The sequence below is a fragment of the Bacillus sp. TH30 genome, assembly GCF_016650875.1.
Taxonomy (GTDB): Bacteria; Bacillota; Bacilli; order Bacillales; family Bacillaceae_G; genus Bacillus_A; species Bacillus_A mycoides.
In genome coordinates this window covers 1954706-1975687 of sequence record NZ_JAEKEY010000002.1, presented here as the reverse complement: position 1 = coordinate 1975687, position 20982 = coordinate 1954706, and the positions used below count along the sequence as shown (strand labels likewise).

The following is a 20982-nucleotide window of genomic DNA, read 5'->3' as shown; positions in this document are numbered from 1 at the left end:
ATTAACACCTAATTAACAATTTATCAAAACTGACTTAATAAATGCGTAATATAGTAAAGGTAACAAAATAATTAGGGTAGAGAACATTTGAGAACACCCGCTTACATATAACGTGCCACTTTCTTAGGTGTGCTCTATTCCCTAGAGTTCAAATAAGGAGAAAGGTGTTCTATGTAAGTAGGTGTTTTTAGTTTGGATAAAAATAGAAAAGCTAGGTGGAATGAATGTTTAAAGAACCTTATATTGCGATGATAAAGGATTGGAAAGGGTACAAAACATACAAAAAATTACCGAAAACAGTTTTTCTTATGACTGGTTCAATGCTGGAGTTACCAGAGCGTGTATACGAATTACAGAAACATGGACATGATGTATTTCTTCATTGTGATTTTATACAAGGCTTAAATACGAACACAGAGGAAGCTCTTTTGTATATTCAAGATGTTATCGGAGCACAAGGTATTATTTCAACAAAGGGTTCGACAATTCGAAATGCCAATAAAATTGGATTGAAAACGATTCAACGCATTTTTATTGTTGATACTTTATCTCTTACAAAATCAATTGAAAATTGTAAAACGACTAAACCGAATGCAGTAGAGATTATGCCTGGCATTATGCCTTCTATTATTAAACAGCTAGCGGAGGAAATAAAATTCCCTATTATTGCAGGTGGGCTGATTCAAACGCGAGAGGATGCAGAAATCGCAATTCGTGCAGGAGCAAGTGCAATTTCAACGAGTCATTATGAAGTGTGGATACAAGAAGAAAAAAGGAGTGCAACCTTGTGATTGAATTGAAAAATGTTTCAAAGGTATATAAAAATGCGGAAGAGACAGCAGTTAAAGACGTATCAGTTCATATTAAAAGAGGAGAATTTTTTGTTTTAGTTGGACCTTCGGGATGTGGAAAAAGTACATTATTACGAATGCTGGCTGGTTTAGAAGAAATTTCTTCGGGAGATTTAATTATTAATGAACATGTTGCAAATGATTTAGAGCCAAAAGATCGTAATCTATCAATGGTATTTCAAAATTATGCGCTATACCCACATTTATCTGTAGAAGAAAATATTTTATTTGGACTTAAGGTAAGAAAAGTACAGAAAGAAGAACGACAAAAACGATTGATGGAAGCTGTTGAGATGGTAGGGTTGAAGGAATATGTCAAAATGAAGCCTGGGCAACTATCAGGTGGACAAAGACAGCGTGTTGCACTTGCTAGGGCCATCGTCAGTCAAGCACCGATTTGTTTAATGGATGAACCACTTTCGAATTTAGATGCGAAATTACGTGCACAGATGAGGATTGAAATTAGAGAAATTCAGCAACGATTAGGAATTACGATGATTTACGTTACTCACGATCAAATAGAAGCAATGACTATGGGAGATCGTATTATGGTTTTAAATAAAGGAAGTATACAACAAGTTGGAACACCGCTTGATATATATAACGAACCAGCAAACGAATTTGTTGCAAGTTTTATAGGTTCTCCTTCTATGAATATAAATGATGGGGAAGTGGATAAAGAAAAAGGCATATTACATATAGGGCAATTGCAAATCCCATTATCTATTGGACAGCTAAAGCAATTACCAGAAGGAACTATTCGAATAGGTATGCGTCCTGAGCATATTGCACTGTCTGAGGAAGGACAAGAAGTGACGCTGCAATCTGTAGAAGTATTAGGGAATGAATCTATATTAAACTTTGCGGTAAATGGAACAACTTGGAGTGCGAAAGCCATCGGACAGTTACTCCTGAACAAAGGTGACAAAGTAAAATTATTATTCTCGCAAGAAAAACTATGCTTCTTTCACCAAAATACGAATGAACGATTAAAAGTGGTGGCTGAAGAAGAGTTGAAAGTGGTGGCGAAATAATGATTGAAGTAGGTAAGTTACCAGTTCAAACAACAGTGTCAAAAAAGAAGAGTTTATGGGGCAGAACGAAAGATTTAAGAATAGGATTATTGTTTTTGGCGCCATCTATTTTGTTATTTTCAATTTTTCTTTTCTATCCATTGTTTAGGACGATCTACTATAGCTTTTATTTAACAGATATACACGGAGAAGCTAATCTTTTCGTTGGCTTAGAAAATTATCAATATTTATTTTCGGATCCTGCTTTCTACAAAAGTATAAAGTCAACTTTATTATTTGTTTTATATACAGTGCCTACTAGCATTGTATTCGCCTTATTTCTTGCATTAATTGCAAATGAAAAAGTAAGAGGGATTGGGTTATTCCGAGTACTGTTTTCTTCAACGATGGGAATATCAGTAGCTGCTAGTGCAGTGATTTGGCTATTTTTATTTCATCCAAGTGTAGGGTTATTTAATAATATATTAGCCTCTATGAATCTTCCTGCAATCGCATGGTTAACGAGTCCAGAATGGGCACTGTTTTCTGTATCGGTTACAACGGTTTGGGTGAATACAGGATTTGCATTTTTAGTTATATTAGGTGGTTTACAAAATATTGATACGTCTTTATATGAGAGTGCATCTATAGATGGTGCTAGTTATTTACATAAGCTTCGCCGCGTTACATTACCGATGCTATCACCAACTTTATTTTTTATCGTGACAGTAACGTTAATTAGTGCATTCCAAAGCTTTGGACAAATTGATATTTTAACGCACGGTGGACCGAATGATGCAACGAATTTAATTGTGTACTCGATTTATAAAGAGGCATTTGTGAATCATCAATTTGGAACAGCAAGTGCACAAGCGATGGTATTATTTATTTTCATTTTTATTGCTACATTACTTCAATTTAAGTTTGCTGAGAGAAAGGTGCATTATAAATGATCGTTAAACAGTGGAAACAAAATTTCCTATTATACATGCTGCTCATTATTAGTGCAGTAATGGTGTTTTTTCCTGTACTGTATGCGTTTTTAATAAGCTTTATGACACCAGACGATATTCAAATGAGAAGGTTATTTCCAACTCAATTTACTTTTGATAATTTCATTAATATTTTTCAAAAAGTACCTCTTTTTACATACTTATATAACAGTTTAATTGTATCGACAGTTGTTATGCTTGGACAACTTATCGTATCCAGTTTAGCAGCTTATGCTTTTGTTTTTCTTCAGTTTAAAGGTAGAAACTTAATTTTCTTCTTGTTTATTTCAACAATGCTTATTCCGTGGGAAGCAACGATGGTACCGAACTTTTTAACGATTCAAAACTTCGGATGGATTAATAGTTTTGCTGGGATGACGGTGCCGTTTTTTGCAACAGCTTTCGGTATTTTCTTACTACGTCAACATTTTATGACACTTCCGAATGAACTGAAAGAAGCTGCTTTTATTGAAGGGATTGGAAATGTAAGGTTTTTATTCAGTGTTGTAATTCCGTATTGTAAAACGAGTTTTATTACGCTTGGAGTATATAGCTTTTTAACAACGTGGAATATGTATTTGTGGCCGCTCTTAGTAACCACTGATGAAAAAGTAAGAACGGTTCAAATTGGTGTAAAGCAGCTTCAATCTCAAGAAGTTGCAACTGATTGGGGCAGTGTAATGGCCGGTGTTACGGTTATCGTCATTCCAACGTTGATTTTACTATTTTTAGGGCAAAAGCAATTACAAAAAGGATTAACAAAAGGTGCAATTAAATAAGCATACATAGGAAAAGGTGGGATTGAGATGAGTTTATTGAAAAAAAGTGCTGCTCTTTTAATGGCAGCCACAATGGCATTAACCGGCGCAGCTTGTTCAAATAGTAAAACAGAGGGAAAACCTGAAGCACAGGCAAAAGTAGCTCCAGTTGAAAAGAATGGTGATAAAACTGTAATTCGTTTCTGGCATGCAATGGGTGGAAAAACACAAGGTGTACTAGATGGGCTTGTTGCAGACTATAATAAGTCGCAGAATAAATACGAGATAAAGGCAGAGTTCCAAGGAACATACGAAGAGTCTTTAACGAAATTTAAAACGATGTCTGCAACGAAAGAAGCGCCAGCGCTTGTTCAATCGAGCGAAATTACAACGAAGTATATGATTGATAGCAAAAAGATTACGCCTATCGATAGTTGGATTAAAAAAGATAAGTACGATACATCAAAATTAGAAAAAGCAATTACGAATTATTATTCAGTTGATGGAAAAATGTATTCTATGCCGTTTAATTCATCTACACCAGTATTAATTTATAATAAAGATGCTTTCGCAAAGGCTGGATTAGATCCAGAGAAAGCTCCGAAAACATATGCGGAATTAAAAGAAGCGGCGAAAAAGTTAACGATTAAAGAAGGCGGAAATGTAAAGCAGTATGGATTCTCTATGCTCAATTATGGTTGGTTCTTTGAAGAATTGTTAGCGACACAAGGGGCTTTATATGTAGATAATGAAAATGGCCGTAAAGATGCTGCACAGAAAGCAGTATTTAACGGAAAAGAAGGTCAAAAAGTGTTTGGGATGTTAGATGAATTAAATAAAGCTGGTGCGCTTGGAAAGTATGGGGCAAGTTGGGATGATATTCGTGCCGCGTTCCAGTCTGGACAAGTTGCTATGTATTTAGATTCTTCTGCTGGTGTTCGTGATTTAATTGATGCTTCTAAGTTTAATGTAGGCGTTTCATATATTCCATATCCAGAAGATTCGAAGCAAAATGGTGTTGTTATTGGCGGGGCATCGTTATGGATGACGAACATGGTTTCAGAAGATACACAGCAAGGTGCTTGGGACTTTATGAAATATTTAACGAAGCCAGACGTACAAGCAAAATGGCATACAGCAACAGGATATTTCTCAATTAATCCAGATGCATATAATGAGCCATTAGTAAAAGAGCAGTATGAAAAGTATCCACAGTTAAAAGTAACGGTAGAGCAATTACAAGCAACGAAGCAATCTCCAGCAACTCAAGGTGCATTAATTAGTGTATTCCCAGAATCACGAGATGCAGTTGTAAAAGCATTAGAAGCAATGTATGACGGGAAAAATAGTAAAGAAGCGTTAGATGAAGCTGCAAAAACAACAGATAGAGCAATTAGTATTTCAGCTCGTACGAGTCAAAAATAAGAGAAAGCCGTATCCTTATGAGGGATACGGCTTTCTTTATAGGGAGATAAGGGATCAAAGAAATGATGAACTCTTATCTCTTTTATATGAGTAAAGGATCTAGAACGAATATTGTCTTTTTCATTATTTGTTTAACTCCATTGCAACTTGTTTACCATTTACGAAAACCTCTGCCACCGCTACTACAACTTCCATCACTTTTTTCATATCTCATCTCTCCTTGTTTTTTGTTTCATTTCTTACTTTTAGTATAAGGAAATATAGTAATTGCAACTATCGAATTGAATGACAAGAGACTTACAGTGTTGTAAGGATAATAGTTTTATTTGTAATAAATGTTATTTCGGATTAGTATTCAGAAATTTCCTTCATTTCAATCTATAATTAGAAAGAGAATGGTTTAGAAAGAAGGAGAAGAAATGAAGAGAATACTTGTTATTAGTGATATTCATGGAGAAATAGAAAAGTTCGAACAGTTATTGGAAGAAGCTCAATACGATGCAAGACAGGATCAACTAATTTTGTTGGGGGATTATGTAGATCGTGGCCCGAATGCAAGTGCTGTCATTGAAAAGGTAAAAGAGTTAAAAGAAGAGGGAGCCTTCGTTTTAAAGGGAAATCATGAAGATATGATGATTAAGGCGTTAACGACAGATGAGGAACGTTCATGGAACCATTGGGTAAAAAGGAATGGTGGAGATAAAACGTTATATAGCTATGGATTTGTAGAAGAAGACATTGCGGTTAATGAGGAAAACTTCCAAAAACCGATTTTACAATCTCATATATTAGAGGAACATGTAACGTTTATTCAAGAATTAGATCATTACATTGAAACAGAAGAGTATATCTTTGTACATGCTGGTGTTGAGCCGATGAATCGAGTTTCTGAATCAGAACCATATACATTAATGTGGATCCGTAATGAATTTCATAATGGATATAGCGGCGAAAAGGTTGTTGTATTTGGCCATACGGAAACAAAAACGCTTCATGGTAGTGAGAATTGCGGAGTGTATTTTGGTAGTAATCGTATTATTGGAATTGATGGCGGGGCTGTGTATGGTGGTCAGTTAAATTGTTTGGAGTTGCCAAGTAAAAAGGTATATGTAGTAAAAAATTGAAAGAGATAAGAGGAATCTTATTTCTTTCAATTTTTTATTAAGCAAAATTTAAGAAAGAGCCTTTATAATAAAGGTTCAAAATTTTATATCGAGTAAAACTTTAGAAGGAAATAGTTGAAAATGAAATTACATAATATGATTACATTATTTCGTTATGAAGAGAAGAGATGCAATAATAAAGAGAGTTGAAATAGATTGTGGAAGGTGAGAATATGCGCTTACTTGTAGTAGAAGATAATGCCTCGTTATTAGAGTCTATCGTACAAATTTTACGTGATGAATTTGAAGTGGATACGGCAATGAATGGGGAAGACGGCTTGTTTTTGGCGCTGCAAAACATTTATGATGCAATTTTGCTTGATGTGATGATGCCAGAAATGGACGGATTTGAAGTGATTCAAAAAATACGTGATGAAAAGATTGAAACGCCAGTCCTGTTTTTGACAGCGAGAGATTCTTTAGAAGATCGAGTGAAAGGATTGGACTTTGGTGGAGATGACTATATTGTTAAGCCGTTTCAGGCCCCTGAATTAAAAGCGAGAATTCGTGCATTACTACGCAGAAGTGGTAGTTTAACAACACAGCAGACCATTCGCTATAAAGGAATTGAATTGTTCGGAAAAGATAAAGACATTCAAGTAGATGGACAAGGTATTAAGCTGACATTAAAACAATACGAGCTACTAGAGTATCTCATTCAAAATAGCGGGAAGATTTTAATGCGTGAACAAATTTTCGATCGTGTTTGGGGATTTGATTCAGATACGACAGTAGCAATTGTAGAAGTGTATGTACATCATTTACGTAAAAAATTAGAACCATTCGGTTATCAGAAAGATATTCAAACCGTTCGAGGTATTGGATATATATTAAAAGAACAATGAGAAAGGGAAGCATGTTTCAAAAGACACGTATTCGTCTAACTATATTGAATTCGTTAGTATTTATCCTATTAATAGGTGTATTAGGTAGTATTATTTATTCGTACACATACAAGCGTACTTATAATGAAGTGGATCAATCTATAAAAATGATAACTCAGTATAGAGAAAAATTTGATGTTAAAATGCCACCACCAAGAAAACGTATAGAGAATATCAAAATTCGAGACCCACGGATAACTATAATAACTTGGAATGGAAAAATAGTGGAGATAGAAGGCGATAACCATAAATTTCGCTCTAACTTTGAAGAGGATTTGGAAAAGTTTTCTCCCAAAAAGGTAGGGGATTTGCAAGATATTGAAGTGCAAGGACGATATTTTAGAACGTTTGCGTTTCAAGAAGATGGAAAAATAGTTCAAATTGTACGTGATACAACAGCTGAAGAAGAAATGCTAAATACTTTATTTTTAATTCTCATAATAGGTTGTAGCATAGGAAGTCTATGTGCAATAGGTATCGGTTTTTTCCTAGCTGGCAGGGCACTCATACCTATTCAAAATTCATGGGAGAAACAGCAGCAATTCGTTTCCGATGCATCACATGAATTAAGAACACCGCTTGCAGTTATTCAATCAAAAACGGATGTATTATTCCAGTCCCCATCTGCTACGATAGAAGAAAAAGCCGTGGATATCTCTACAATTTCAAAAGAATGTAGGCGGCTATCGAAACTCGTTAGCAATTTATTGTTGTTAGCACGTTCGGATTCTAATCAAATTGAGATGGATAAGAAAACATTCGAACTGGATAAGTTGTTAGAAGAAATTATAAATCCATATAAAGAAATTGCCTCTTATCAAGAAAAAGCGATGATATTAAAAGTAGAACGTGATATAACGTTTATGGGTGATAGAGAGAGAATCCATCAAATGATGGTCATATTGTTAGATAATGCGATGAAGTATACGAATGAAGATGGGCATATTCAAATTGATTGCACACAAACGAGTAATTCAATTCGTATACGGGTGAAAGATAATGGGATAGGAGTTAAAGAAGAAGATATTCCAAATTTATTTGATCGTTTTTATCAAGGAGACAAAGCAAGAAGTATGTCAGAAGGAGCTGGGTTAGGTCTTTCAATCGCTAATTGGATTGTAGAAAAGCATTATGGGAAAATATCGGTAGAGAGCAAATGGGGAGAAGGAACTTGTTTTGAAGTGATTTTTCCTAAAAACCAAAGATTATAAGTGAGAAGGCGACCTTGTTTTTTACAAGGTCGTCTTTTTTTAAGGGAAAGTTAAGGAACAACTTGTATCATGTATTACATCATGGAAGCTTGTGATGGAAAGAAAAGCTGTAAGGTTTTTTTGAATGAACTGGATAAATCATAAGGTTATTTCTAACAGAGATGAAGTTTATGTATAGTATAAAAAAAATTATGGGAAAGCTGGGAAAAGAAAGCGTGAGAGGGAGGAATTAATTTTGCAAAAGAAAATGATGACGGTATTCACTATTGGAGTAATGAGTTTAAGTATATTAGGGGGTGCCTCTCCTTCTGGAATGAAAAAAGGAAAGACAGATTACACGCAGCGTAGTAAAGAACAATTAAATGATGGGAAAATACATGCAATGCATACGGAAGAAAAAGCGGAAAAGTTAGGCATTGAAACGGATGGGAAAGAACAAATTACGTTAGAAAAAGAAATTCATGAGACTGAGGTAGGAAGAGAAGCAGAACAATTAGGTATTTCGGCAGAAGGAAAAGATGTCGGAACTCTTTCAGAAGAAATCTATGAAACAAAAGTGAAGCAAGAAGCGTCAAAACTAGGCATATCTATAGATAATACATCGATTGTGAATTTGATTACTCAAATTAATACGATTAAAATTAATGATGAAGCGGATAAATTAGGTATTTCGACAAATGGAAAAGAAATAGAAGACATTGCCGAAGAAATCTATGGAACGAAAGTAAGAGAAGAAGCAGGAAAGTTAGGTATTTCTCAAAAAGGAAAAGAGATGGAAGATTTAGCACAAGAAGTGTACGAACAAAAAGTGCAGGGAGAAGCAAAAAAATATCATATTGATTTATACGGCAAAGATATATATCAAGTATTAAGAGAAATTAATGAACAAAAAGTAGTAGAAATGGCAAATGAGCTTAATATGGATAGAACGAATATAGGCATTCAAGAGCTAGCGGAAAAAATAAAACGAGAACAACCTGAAAAAGGAAACGAACTAAAATTTGTACCGATGATTCAAACAGATGCTGATGCGTTTTATTCGTATTTAACGAATTAAAAAGGGCGTGAGAGTGATACGAAAATGGAAGTGGTATATATGTATGTCCGTACTATGTATAGGAATATGGGGTGCATATACAAATGGGATTACAGAGTATGTGGAGAAAGTAAAGGGATTACTATTATCAAGTATACAAAGTCAAAAACGAATAGAGTTTAGTAATAACGATGAAAAAGTCATGTTATCAAATGTGCCTTTAATTCAGCAGTTACCAGAGCTAGAGAGAGGCTGCGAAGTGACAAGCTTAGCGATGATGTTACAATACGCAGGTGTTTCTGTAGATAAGATGAAATTAGCAAATGAAATAAAAAAAGTTAATTTTATGGAAGATGGTGTACGTGGGAATCCGAATGAAGGATTTGTAGGGAATATTTATACCTTTTCTGAATCTGGATACGGTGTATATCACGGACCACTTTTTCAGTTAGCGAAAAAATATTTACCTAATAAAGCTGTGGACTTAACAGGGAAGAGTATAGAAGAAATTTATAAGAGTGTAAAAGCAGGGCAACCGGTAGTCATGATTACGAATGCAACATATGCTCCTTTAGATGAAGATGAATTTACTACATGGGAAACAAATAGTGGGGATGTTTCTATTACGTATAATGAACATTGTGTTGTACTTGTTGGGTACGATAAGGAATCTGTATATATTCGAGATCCCCTCGATGATAGCTTAGATGTAAAAGTGCCAAGAGGAAACTTTGAACAGGCATGGGTGCAGATGGGGAGCCAGGCAATTAGCTATGTAAATAACTCCAAATAAATTAGGAAGAAGAGCATGAACTATATAACTATAAGATGAAGGATAAAGATTTAAGGAATTGTAAGAGAAGTTTTGCAGATTTTTTTTGAAGAGAAGCTGTTAAGAAATAAGAGAACTTTAGCTTATTATATATGCTAAAGTTCTCTTATTTTTTAGGATTAAAATGTTTAGGAGAAGCGGATATGTAAAAATGCATAATTGACGAAAAAATTACATGTTATCATTATATGTTGTTTTATGCATGTTGATTGTATAAAATTACACAAGTGTTCTATTACATAAAGGAGGCTTATTATGCAAAATATATTCAATTGGGTAAAAAGCATGAGTATCAAGAAAAAATTAATCATTTCATTTTTTATTATTTTAACTATACCAGGACTTATTATCGGTGGTGTTTCATATCAAACTGCCAAAACAAATTTTGAACATCAAATGACAGATAAAGCAAAGGAGAATATTTCAGTTTTAAATACTGTTATTTCTCAAAATATAGAAGAGAAATTTGTTGATGCGACGTACTTTGCAGAAATCTTAACAGAGGATACATATCCAAATGGACAAGAAGAAATAGTAAGAACGAAGTTAGCACAATATATAAAGCTTCATCCAGAAGTAGAAGGTATTTATATTGGAACGCAGACGGGGAAGTTTATAAGAGAACCATTTATTCAAATGTCTGATGGCTATAATCCAACAGATAGATCGTGGTATAAAGAAGCGCATGAAAATAAAGGAAAGGTAATTGTTACTGCACCGTATCAATCAGCATCTACAAAAAATATGGTAGTGACAATTGCTAAGGAAGTAAAAGATGGTAAAGGTGTTATAGGCATTAACTTGAATTTGGATAACATCCTAAAGGTTTCAAAAATGATTAACATTGGTGAAAAAGGCTATGCAGTTATTTTAGATCAAAATAAGCAAATTGTTAGTCATCCGTCTAGAAAACCAGGTTCAAAGGTTACTGAGCCTTGGATTAAACCAATTTATGAAGACAAACAAGGAAATGTATCTTATACAGAACAAGATGATAAAAAGAATTTAATCTTTGCAACAAATGAGAAAACAGGATGGAAGATAGTTGGAGTTATGTTTGACGAAGAAATTACCCAAGCTGCGAATCCAGTATTTTATAAAACTTTGATTGTCATTGCTATCGCTATTGCATTTGGTAGTGTATTAATTTATTTCATTACAAATTCTATTACAAGGCCATTACGAAAAATAGCTGATTCGGCACATAAGATTAGTAAGGGGGATTTGACAGAAAAAATTACTATTTACTCCAAGGATGATATAGGAAAATTAGGGGATTCATTTAATGAAATGTCTACCTCTTTACAAGATGTGATTACCCAAATTAGCTTTTCAGCAGAACATGTTGCAGCATCGGCAGAAGAATTAACAGCGAGCGTACAGCAAGCGAATGATGCGACAGATCAAATTACAATTGCAATGGAACAAGTATCAGGTGGGGCTGAATCACAAAGCCAAGGTGTTGAAGAAGGTGCGGCTACATTACAACAAGTAAATACAGCGATTCAAAATGTAACTGGAAGCGCGGAGTCAATTTCCATATCCTCATTACATGCGAGAGAAAGAGCTGAAGAGGGAGAAGAATTGGTTGAACAAACCGCAAAACAAATGCAGTCTATTTCTAGGTCGGTATCCCAGTCAGATGCTATTATTAAACTTCTTGATGAGAAATCAAAGCAGGTAGGAGCTATTTCTGAAGCAATTCAAACCATTGCTACTCAAACGAACTTATTAGCTTTAAATGCGGCTATTGAGGCAGCAAGAGCAGGGGAACAGGGCCGAGGCTTTGCTATTGTAGCAGATGAAGTAAGAAAGTTAGCAGAGCAATCAGGAGAGTCATCTGGAGAGATTGCAAATTTAATTGCAGAAATTAAGGCTGATATTGAACATACTGTTAAGGCGATGGATAATGTGAGTGGGGAAGTTCAGCAGGGCTTAGAGGTTGTAACAAAAACGAAAGTAAGTTTTACAGAAATTTTAAGTTCTACTACTCATATTGTTTCTCAAGTTAATCAAATGGTAGAAACAACGAAGAGAATCGCTGGAGATGCAAATGAAGTGACAAATGCTATTGATGAAATTGCAGCGGCGGCAGAAGAAAATACAGCTAGTATGCAAAGTGTTGCAGCTTCAACAGAAGAACAAGTAAATTCGATGGAAGAAATTAGTTCAGCTTCACAAAACTTAGCTGAGATGGCCGAAGAACTACAAGCAATGACTAGTAAATTTAAAGTATAATAACAGCAAATAAGTAAGGTGAAAATAATATCACCTTACTTATTTTTCTATTCAGCAATTAGGGGAGTCATTAACGGGATGAAAAAAGAAAAAGACTATGGAATTTATGGAAAACGATTACATTATTAGTATGTACCGTTGTCATTTTTTCTTTACTTGTGACAGATATTTTAATCAGCCATAATGTTGAACGAACGACAGAAGAAAGCCAAGCAGAGAAGGCAAAAACGATTGCACATATTGTAGCGAATGATTCGGTGGTAATCGATGGTTTAATTGGGAAAGCAGATACATCCGCCATCCAAACGTATACAAATAGGATATTAAAAAATACAGGTGTTCAATTTATTGTCGTTATGGACATGGATGGGATAAGAAAGTCTCATCCAAATCCTCAAAAAATAGGTCTTCATTTCGTTGGAGGGGATGAAGGAACGGTATTGAAGGGAAAGGAACACGTATCTTTAGCAGAAGGAACTTTAGGGATTTCAATGCGAGTATTCGTTCCTGTTTTTGCTGACACAGGTGAACAGCTTGGTGCGGTTGCTGTTGGTATTTCAGCAGATAATGTAAAAGAAAGAGTTAAGGAAAGTAGACATATTATTTATATTGGTGTCGGAGTTGGATTGTTAATTGGCATTATAGGAGCGATATTGCTAGCTAGACATATAAAGAAGAGTCTGTTTGGTCTGGAACCGCACAGGATAGCGAAAATTCTTGAAGAAAGAAATACGATGTTACAATCGGTCAAAGAAGGTATTATTGCTGTAGATAAAGAAGCGAAAGTAACGTTAATTAATAATGAAGCAAAACGGCTATTTAAGAAAAGTGGACTTGAAGAAGACTTTATTGGTAAAGATGTTGAATTGTATATGCCGAATTCACGTATAAAAGAAGTGTTGCAAACAGGAGAGGTACAATTAAACGAAGAACAAAAAATTTATGGGATTACGATTGTTACGAATCGTGTTCCTTTATATGTAAAAGGAGAAATAGTTGGTGCGATTGCAACATTTCGTGATAAAACAGAAATCAGAAAATTGGCAGAAGAATTAACTGGTATTAGGCTATATGCGGAAGCATTACGGGCACAATCTCATGAATTTATGAATAAAATGCATGTCGTATTAGGGCTAACACATATGAAACAGTATGAAGAATTGCAGAAATATGTAAGTAGTATGGTATCAGAGCATCAATATGAAATTGGGGGGATTATGAAAAAAATTCAAAGCCCAGTATTTGCTGGTTTTTTATTAGGTAAACTTAGCTATGCTAGAGAGAAAAATATAAAGTTAATTATAAGTGAAGGCTCTTATTTACCAGAAATATATGATGAAAGTATGATTCATGAACTTATTACGATTGTCGGAAACTTAATTGATAATGCGTTAGATGCGGTAGCGAATTGTAAAAAGAAGCAAGTTGAAGTTGGTATACAGTATGGGGACACAGACACATTAACTATTACAGTACAAGATGCGGGGAAAGGTATACAAGAAGAGGAGATGGATGCATTATTTACAAAAGGTTATTCCACAAAGGGAGATAATCGCGGTTATGGTTTGTATCTTGTAAAAGAAAGTATACAGCGAATAAATGGGGAAATTCATATTCATTCATTGGTAGGAGAAGGAACAACGATAACAATTGAAATACCTAATAGTAGGGATGAGAAGCAAATATGATTAAAGTTTTAATTGTAGAAGATGATCCGATGGTGGCAATGTTAAATACACATTATTTAGAGCAAGTGGGAGGATTTGAACTTGTTCATGCAGTTAACTCAGTTAAAGAAGCGATAGAAGTATTAGAGAAGTCACGGGTAGACTTCATATTACTTGATATTTTTATGCCTGAGGAGACTGGATTTGAGCTGTTAATGTATATTCGAAATCAAGAAAAAGAAATTGATATTATGATGATTTCGGCTGTGCATGATATGGGAAGTATCAAAAAAGCATTACAATACGGGGTTGTAGATTATTTAATTAAACCCTTTACATTTGAACGATTTAAAGAGGCGTTAACTGTATATCGAGAAAAATTTACTTTCATGAAAGAACAACAAAAAATTAGTCAATCGGAATTAGATTCATTAATTTTGCAAAAAGAAAGAAGAGAGCCAACTGTCACTAAAGAGCTTCCGAAAGGATTAACAAAGCAAACATTGCAACTCATTTGGCAGAAAATCGCATCGCTTAATGGACAAGCATTTACAACTGATGAAATGGCGCAATTAGTAGGGGTTTCGAGAGTTTCTATTCGAAAGTATGTAATGTTTTTGACTGAAATCGGAGTATTAGAGAATGAAATGGTGTATCAAAATGTGGGAAGACCGGTGAGTAAATTAAGGTGTATTGACCGGAATAAAATAGACTTTTACGTATAAGCGACTTATTATAGGTCGCTTATACTTTTTTTAATTACAAAACCAATTACAAAACTTACAAAAACTATTTTTACTATTGAAAGCGTTTTAATATTGTTATTAAGAAAACAAGGGGGTGCCATATGGGAATTCAAAAGAATGTGGAAGCGGTATCATTTTCTGAAGGCAATGAATTGAAAAGTGAATCTTTCGCTTCTAAAATTATGAACGTTAAAATCGGTGTTATACCTTTACCGTTATACGTAGTATTGGCTGCTATTATTTATGGAGCATCTGTATATAATAAATTACCAGCAGATATGATTGGTGGTTTTGCAGTTATTATGATCATGGGTATTTTCTTAGGTGATATTGGAATGAGAATTCCGATATTAAAAAATATCGGTGGTCCAGCAATTCTCTCATTATTTATTCCATCGTTACTTGTATTTTTTAACTGGATGAATCCAGCTTCAATGGAAGCTGCGACTATGTTAATGAAAAAATCGAACTTTTTATATTTATATATTTCTTGTTTAGTAGTTGGAAGTATTTTAGGAATGAACCGTAAAGTGTTAGTGCAGGGTTTCGTTCGTATGTTTATTCCTTTAGTAGTAGGGACGTTAGCTTCTGTAGCAGTGGGCTTATTAGTCGGTTCACTATTTGGATTTAAAATGAAGCAGACATTCTTCTTTATCATCGTACCAATTGTGAGTGGTGGTATCGGGGAAGGGATTTTACCATTGTCGCTAGCTTATAGTGATATTTTAAATGAATCATCAGCAACATTTGTATCACAGCTTATTCCGGCAGCTATTATTGGGAATATGTTTGCAATCGTGAGTGCAGGGTATATGAAGCGTTTAGGTGAGAAGAAACCGGAGCTTAGTGGTAACGGTGTATTAGTGAAAACAGGCAATCAAGCAGATTTATTAAAAGAACAAAATACAGAGAAGCCAATTGACTTCTCATTAATGGGAGCAGGTTTATTAATTGCATGTACGTTCTTCATCTTCGGAGGATTTGCTTCTAAGTTCATCGGTATTCCTGGGGCAATCATTATGATTTTCTCAGCAGCACTTGTGAAATACTTTAAATTAATGCCAGCAAAAATGGAGCAAGGAGCATTCCATTTATATAAATTTATTTCAAAGAATTTAACTTGGCCGTTAATGGTCGGGTTAGGATTGCTATATATTCCGTTAAAAGACGTAGCAGCAGTTCTTTCGGTAGGATATGTTGTTGTGTGCGCATCGGTTGTTCTTACAATGGTAGCGTCAGGTTTTCTTGTAGGGAAAGTGATGAAAATGTATCCAGTTGAATCAGCGATTGTAACTGGATGTCATAGTGGCTTAGGTGGAACTGGAGATGTTGCTATTTTATCAGCTTCAAATCGTATGGAATTAATGCCGTTCGCACAAATTTCAACGCGTTTAGGTGGGGCTGCAATGGTCGTAACAGCGACAATTTTATTAAAAATGTTTTCATGATCAAACAAGCTAGCTATATTCATATAGCTAGCTTGTCAAATTAAGGGGAGATTATAAGTATGTTAGAAAATCAAATTAATGAAAGATCATTGTTATTGCATAAAGAGTTAGTAGGGAAAATTGAGATTACAAGTAAAGTAGAAGTGAATACAGCGGATGATTTAAGTTTGACTTATACACCAGGTGTAGCGGAGTCTTGCAAAGCAATTGCGGCAGATGAGGAAACAGCTTATGACTATACAGCACGAGGGAATATGGTTGCAGTTGTTTCAGATGGAACTGCAGTACTTGGTTTAGGGAATATTGGACCGAAAGCGGCTATGCCTGTTATGGAAGGGAAAAGTATTTTATTTAAGAAGTTTGCGAATGTAGATGCTTTCCCGCTATGTTTAGGTACGACTGATGTGGATGAAATCGTTACCCTTGTGAAAAATTTAGAACCTACATTTGCAGGTATTAATTTAGAAGATATTGCAGCGCCACGTTGCTTTGAAATTGAAAAACGATTAAAAGAAGAAACGAATATTCCTGTATTTCATGATGATCAGCATGGGACGGCTATTGTCGTTTTAGCAGCTGTTATTAATGCATTAAAAGTTGTAAGTAAACAAATGGATGATGTGAAAATTGTTATTAACGGTGCGGGTTCGGCAGGAATTGCAATTGGGAAATTATTATTAAAAGCTGGCGCAAAACATATTACGTTAGTTAGCTTAGAAGGTATTGTTTGTGAAGGTGAAACATGGATGAACGAAGCACAAATCGAAGTTTCAAAGAAGACAAATCGTGAATATGTGCGTGGAACATTAAAAGAAGCGATTCATCAGGCTGATATTTTCATTGGCGTATCTGCTCCTAACGTATTAACGAAAGAACTTGTACAGACGATGAATGAGAAAGCGATTGTGTTTGCAATGGCGAATCCAATTCCAGAAATATTCCCAGAAGATGCATTAGAAGCTGGAGCTGCTGTAGTTGGAACTGGTCGTTCTGATTATTCAAATCAAGTAAATAATGTATTAGCGTTCCCTGGTATATTCCGTGGTGCATTAGACGTACGCGCGACTGATATTACAGAAGAGATGAAATTAGCAGCAGCATATGGGATCGCTAACATAATTACGGACGAAGAGCGTAATGCGAATTATGTAATTCCAAATCCATTAGATAAAAGAGTTGTTCCAAGTGTTGCAGAAGTAGTAGCGAAAGCAGCCATTGATTCAGGTGTGGCACAAATTACGAAAATGCCAAGTTATAAATAGTCAAAAGCAGCGCCTTAAAAAGGCACTGCTTTTTTTGAGATAAGAAATCAAAATAATGAAGAAGTGTAAATTTATTCAAGCCCCTTTCATTATTTATTTAACTCCATTGCAACTTGTTTACCATTTATTAAAACCTCAGTTACTGCTACGATCACTTCTATCATTTTTTTCATCTCTCATCTCTCCTCGCGTCATTTCTTACTTTAAGTATAAGAGAAGAGAGATAATCCACCTATCGAAGTACGTGACGTAGAAATTACATTGTTGTAAGGAAGTGTTTCAGTTTTGTCACTTTATTCGGCATTGATTACAAATTGATCATAATATCTTTCATTCACATATATGTTTAATACCCATAATCCAGATGAAGGTAGTGACATTACGAGAGGGAGTTCCTTTACGGTTGTATCGACTGTATTTGAAGTAGTCCAAGTTTGTTTGGAGGTTTCTTTTTGAAAGAGTACTGGTGTTGGAGTTGTAGTTCCTTGTTTTAACGCGATAATAGATAGTTTTCCAGTTGGCATTTCAGGATCTAGGAAGAACCACATTATTTCATTTTGCTCATTTGCGATAATAGAGCTATCAGCCATTGCAATTTTTCTTTCAATGCCTTTTAACGGTATTTTTCCTTCTACGAATGATGGTGCTTCTTCCCAATTTACATCTTTTAAGACACTAAGGTGAAAAAAGGAAGGTGCGTTAATTTGAGAGGATGACGTTTCTATTACTTCTTTTTTAGGTACATTTGAATCGGGTTGCGATTGCGCGCAGCCAGTAATGAGGAAGGAGAAAAGTAGCATAGTTCCGATTTTTTTCATGGTGCCACACTCCTAATTTTTATTGTTAGTGTAATTGTATTTGCTAGAAGACGAGACAATTCCTTTAAATCATAAAAAGAGGTCGTAAGTTTTGTACGACCTCTTTTGACATTTTCTATCCCAATTGGTGAGGGCTAATAATCAGTGGGGGATGGAACCCCCCACTGATTAAAGTTTCACTTTATATTTGTTCAGTTGAAAAGGTTGGTTCTCTCTCTTTTTGAGGCATTGTTAAGAAAATAACAGAAAGGACGATACATACTCCGCCTAATAATTGATATGCTCCAAAAGATTCATTAAGCCAAGCGATTGAAACGATGGCAGCTACAAGTGGTTCAATGCTAGATAAAATACTTGTTTCTGTTGCTGCTAAATATTTAAGACTCCCGATATAAAGAAGGAAAGAAAGAGTGCCACTTATAATGATAAGAATAAGCATAGAAAAAGTTTGAAGTGTGAAAGTTTGCGAAATCTGACTCCACCCAAAAGAACGATTACAAATAAGCAGTGCAATCCCTCCAATTGACATCCCCCAACCAATTACTACAGTTGTTCCGCATTCTTTAATGAGAGAAGCTGGATGAAGGGTATAAAATGCAAATCCTATTGCCGTTAATAGTCCGAAAATAATGGCTGCTTTAGATAAAACAATATTTTCGATTGAGCCATTTGTAATAATAAAGTATGTTCCTGTTAGCGCAGTTATAATTGCGAGTATTTGCATAGAAGCAGGGAATTTTCTTTGCTCAAATGCAACATACATTGTAATAAGAACAGGGCCTAGAAATTGAAAGAGTGTTGCTGTGACCGCATTACTAATATGAACAGTTTCGATAAAAGCGTACTGCGCACCAAGCATGCCAAGAATAGAGAAAATAATAAGCTGTATAGAATGTCTAGGGTGTTTCCAAATTTGAAATATGTTTTGTTTCTTTATTAGTAAGAAAGACAAAATAAATATTCCTGCAAGCAACAAGCGAATTGTTAAAAAATCAAGTGATGATACGTTAGTATGTTGAAATAGCCATTGAATCATCGGTCCAGATAATCCCCATAATGTGGCTCCTGTAATAATCATAATAAGTCCAGTACGTCTACTTTTGTTCATTATCATGCATCTCCTCTCTAGTATTTGATTATTAATGCGTTACATGATAAAAGGAATTATATAGAACTTCTGATACTGTAAAAAGTATCAGTTATGTGTTTTTGAAAGGGGTCAGTTATTGTGTTAGAATTAACGCCTAATTTGAATGCAAATAGTAAGACGGCATTGTATGTACAATTGTATGAATATATAAAAAAAGAAATTAAAGATGGAACGATTTCGGCCCTTACGAAATTACCGGCTAAGAGGAAGCTGGCGACATATTTACAAGTGAGTAAAAATACAGTTGAAGCTGCTTATGAGCAACTTCTTGCCGAAGGATATATTGAGTCGATTTCTAGAAAAGGTTATTTTGTATGTGAAATCGAGCAAATGATTCATGTGGAAGGCAGCGAAGAGGTAATAGGAGAAGCACCTTTTCAAGATAAGGAGTATAAATTTGATTTCACTCAAACGGGTGTGGATACTAATACTTTTCCGTTTCATGTATATCGAAAAATTACGAACGAGGTATGGCAATTAGAGAATAAAGAATTACTTTTTCTTGGACATCCACAAGGTGAAGTGAGCTTGCGTGAAGAAATAGCGAGCTATATATATGAATCAAGAGGTGTGCGATGTTCGGCTAGTCAAATTGTAATCGGAGCTGGTACGCAAATATTAGTGAAGTTGTTATTTCAATTGTTAAAAGGAAGTGGTTATGCAGTTGAAAATCCAGGCTACCACCGAAAGATGGTTGTTTTCGAGCAGGGTGAACAAAATGTTCAAATGTTATCTTTAGATAAAGATGGTATTTGTATTTCAGAGTTAGAAAATAGTTCAGCTAATATTGTGTTTGTTACACCTTCTCATCAGTTTCCATATGGGATGATTATGCCGATTACGAGAAGGATGCAGCTCTTACAATGGTCAAAAAAAGATGAAGGAAGATATATTATTGAAGATGATTATGATAGTGAATTCCGTTATTCAGGAAAGCCGATTCCAGCGCTGCAAGGGTTAGATAGAGATGGGAAAGTAATTTATATGGGGACGCTGTCTAAAGCGCTATTGCCATCATTACGAATGAGTTATATGGTGTTGCCAAAACCGCTCATTAAGCAGTATCAGGAGCAATATTTATTTTACACACAAAGCGTTTCAAGAATGGATCAAGAGATCATTAGGAAATTTTTAAATGACGGGCATTGGGAAAAACATATTCATAAAATGCGTGTTGTGTACCGAAAGAAGAGAGACCGTCTTGTTTCTGTATTAGAAAAATATTTTTCTAATCGCATTGAAGTAATAGGGGAAGATTCCGGCCTACATATTTTATTAAAAGTGCATAATGGGATGGAAGAGAAAGAATTAATGGAAGCTGCAGCTGAAAGGAGTATTAAAGTGTATCCTGCTTCGATATATTATAAGGAAGGGACTTCTCCCAAAAGTACAGTATTGCTCGGATTTGCGACTTTATTAGAGGAAGAAATTGAAGAGGCCATTCAATTATTATATACAGCATGGTTTACAAGAAAGTAAAAAAACATC

At 34.9% G+C, this 20982-nt stretch carries 17 protein-coding genes and 2 pseudogenes; 17 read left to right on the top strand and 2 right to left on the bottom strand.

Annotated elements, in window-relative coordinates:
- Positions 1–224: 224 nt before the first annotated feature.
- The 16 genes and pseudogenes from JFU20_RS12335 (at position 225) to JFU20_RS12265 (ending at position 17526) form a co-directional block, all read left to right on the top strand.
- Positions 225–791 carry a glycerol-3-phosphate responsive antiterminator gene (locus JFU20_RS12335; RefSeq protein WP_002010401.1) on the top strand — a complete coding sequence of 189 codons (567 nt, stop codon included), beginning with the start codon at positions 225–227 and terminating at the stop codon, positions 789–791.
- Positions 788–1885, top strand: coding sequence for an ABC transporter ATP-binding protein (locus JFU20_RS12330; RefSeq protein WP_002167071.1), 1098 nt, complete (start codon positions 788–790; stop codon positions 1883–1885). The genes JFU20_RS12335 and JFU20_RS12330 overlap by 4 nt, the downstream gene beginning before the upstream one ends.
- Positions 1885–2817, top strand: coding sequence for a carbohydrate ABC transporter permease (locus tag JFU20_RS12325; protein ID WP_002010404.1), 933 nt, complete (start codon positions 1885–1887; stop codon positions 2815–2817). The genes JFU20_RS12330 and JFU20_RS12325 overlap by 1 nt, the downstream gene beginning before the upstream one ends.
- A complete protein-coding gene (locus JFU20_RS12320) occupies positions 2814–3635 on the top strand; it encodes a carbohydrate ABC transporter permease (protein WP_002125118.1) in 822 nt (273 codons plus the stop codon). Before JFU20_RS12325 ends, JFU20_RS12320 begins: the two co-directional genes overlap by 4 nt.
- A gap of 27 nt (positions 3636–3662) precedes the next feature.
- Positions 3663–5039 (top strand): ABC transporter substrate-binding protein, encoded by a 1377-nt coding sequence (locus JFU20_RS12315; RefSeq protein WP_002010409.1) that lies wholly within the window; start codon positions 3663–3665, stop codon positions 5037–5039.
- A gap of 419 nt (positions 5040–5458) precedes the next feature.
- The gene (locus tag JFU20_RS12310; RefSeq protein WP_002010411.1) at positions 5459–6163 is read left to right on the top strand and encodes a metallophosphoesterase family protein; all 705 of its coding nucleotides are present in this window, start codon (positions 5459–5461) and stop codon (positions 6161–6163) included.
- Between the two features lie 212 nt (positions 6164–6375).
- On the top strand, positions 6376–7047 hold the full coding sequence (locus JFU20_RS12305; RefSeq protein ID WP_002091066.1) for a response regulator transcription factor: 672 nt from the start codon (positions 6376–6378) through the stop codon (positions 7045–7047).
- A gap of 11 nt (positions 7048–7058) precedes the next feature.
- Positions 7059–8297 (top strand): sensor histidine kinase, encoded by a 1239-nt coding sequence (locus tag JFU20_RS12300; protein WP_002063722.1) that lies wholly within the window; start codon positions 7059–7061, stop codon positions 8295–8297.
- A 235-nt stretch (positions 8298–8532) separates the two neighbouring features.
- Positions 8533–9354, top strand: coding sequence for a hypothetical protein (locus JFU20_RS12295; RefSeq protein ID WP_002010416.1), 822 nt, complete (start codon positions 8533–8535; stop codon positions 9352–9354).
- Positions 9355–9397: 43 nt separating this feature from the next.
- Entirely contained in the window at positions 9398–10126 is a 729-nt protein-coding gene (locus JFU20_RS12290) for a C39 family peptidase (protein WP_002010417.1), read from the top strand.
- Between the two features lie 294 nt (positions 10127–10420).
- A pseudogene (locus JFU20_RS30865) lies at positions 10421–11464 on the top strand (HAMP domain-containing protein); the annotation flags it as partial.
- Complete coding sequence (locus tag JFU20_RS30860) at positions 11456–12403, top strand: methyl-accepting chemotaxis protein (RefSeq protein WP_483862167.1); 948 nt, start codon at positions 11456–11458, stop codon at positions 12401–12403. The pseudogene JFU20_RS30865 and the gene JFU20_RS30860, both read left to right, overlap by 9 nt.
- Before the next feature lie 80 nt (positions 12404–12483).
- A pseudogene (locus JFU20_RS12280) lies at positions 12484–14091 on the top strand (sensor histidine kinase); the annotation flags it as partial.
- Positions 14088–14795 carry a response regulator gene (locus JFU20_RS12275; RefSeq protein ID WP_002063727.1) on the top strand — a complete coding sequence of 236 codons (708 nt, stop codon included), beginning with the start codon at positions 14088–14090 and terminating at the stop codon, positions 14793–14795. The pseudogene JFU20_RS12280 and the gene JFU20_RS12275, both read left to right, overlap by 4 nt.
- A gap of 122 nt (positions 14796–14917) precedes the next feature.
- Complete coding sequence (locus JFU20_RS12270) at positions 14918–16264, top strand: 2-hydroxycarboxylate transporter family protein (RefSeq protein WP_201038650.1); 1347 nt, start codon at positions 14918–14920, stop codon at positions 16262–16264.
- Positions 16265–16323: 59 nt separating this feature from the next.
- The gene (locus JFU20_RS12265) at positions 16324–17526 is read left to right on the top strand and encodes an NAD(P)-dependent malic enzyme (protein WP_002010426.1); all 1203 of its coding nucleotides are present in this window, start codon (positions 16324–16326) and stop codon (positions 17524–17526) included.
- A 293-nt stretch (positions 17527–17819) separates the two neighbouring features.
- Here JFU20_RS12265 and JFU20_RS12260 read toward each other — a convergent pair whose 3' ends face one another.
- Together JFU20_RS12260 and JFU20_RS12255 are read right to left on the bottom strand one after the other, a co-directional pair.
- A complete protein-coding gene (locus JFU20_RS12260) occupies positions 17820–18344 on the bottom strand; it encodes a DUF4871 domain-containing protein (RefSeq protein ID WP_002010428.1) in 525 nt (174 codons plus the stop codon).
- 181 nt (positions 18345–18525) lie between these two features.
- Entirely contained in the window at positions 18526–19452 is a 927-nt protein-coding gene (locus tag JFU20_RS12255) for a DMT family transporter (RefSeq protein WP_201038649.1), read from the bottom strand.
- Positions 19453–19572: 120 nt separating this feature from the next.
- Here JFU20_RS12255 and pdxR point away from each other — a divergent pair, with 120 nt between their 5' ends.
- Positions 19573–20973, top strand: coding sequence for a MocR-like pyridoxine biosynthesis transcription factor PdxR (pdxR, locus tag JFU20_RS12250; RefSeq protein WP_002167076.1), 1401 nt, complete (start codon positions 19573–19575; stop codon positions 20971–20973).
- Positions 20974–20982: the final 9 nt, after the last annotated feature.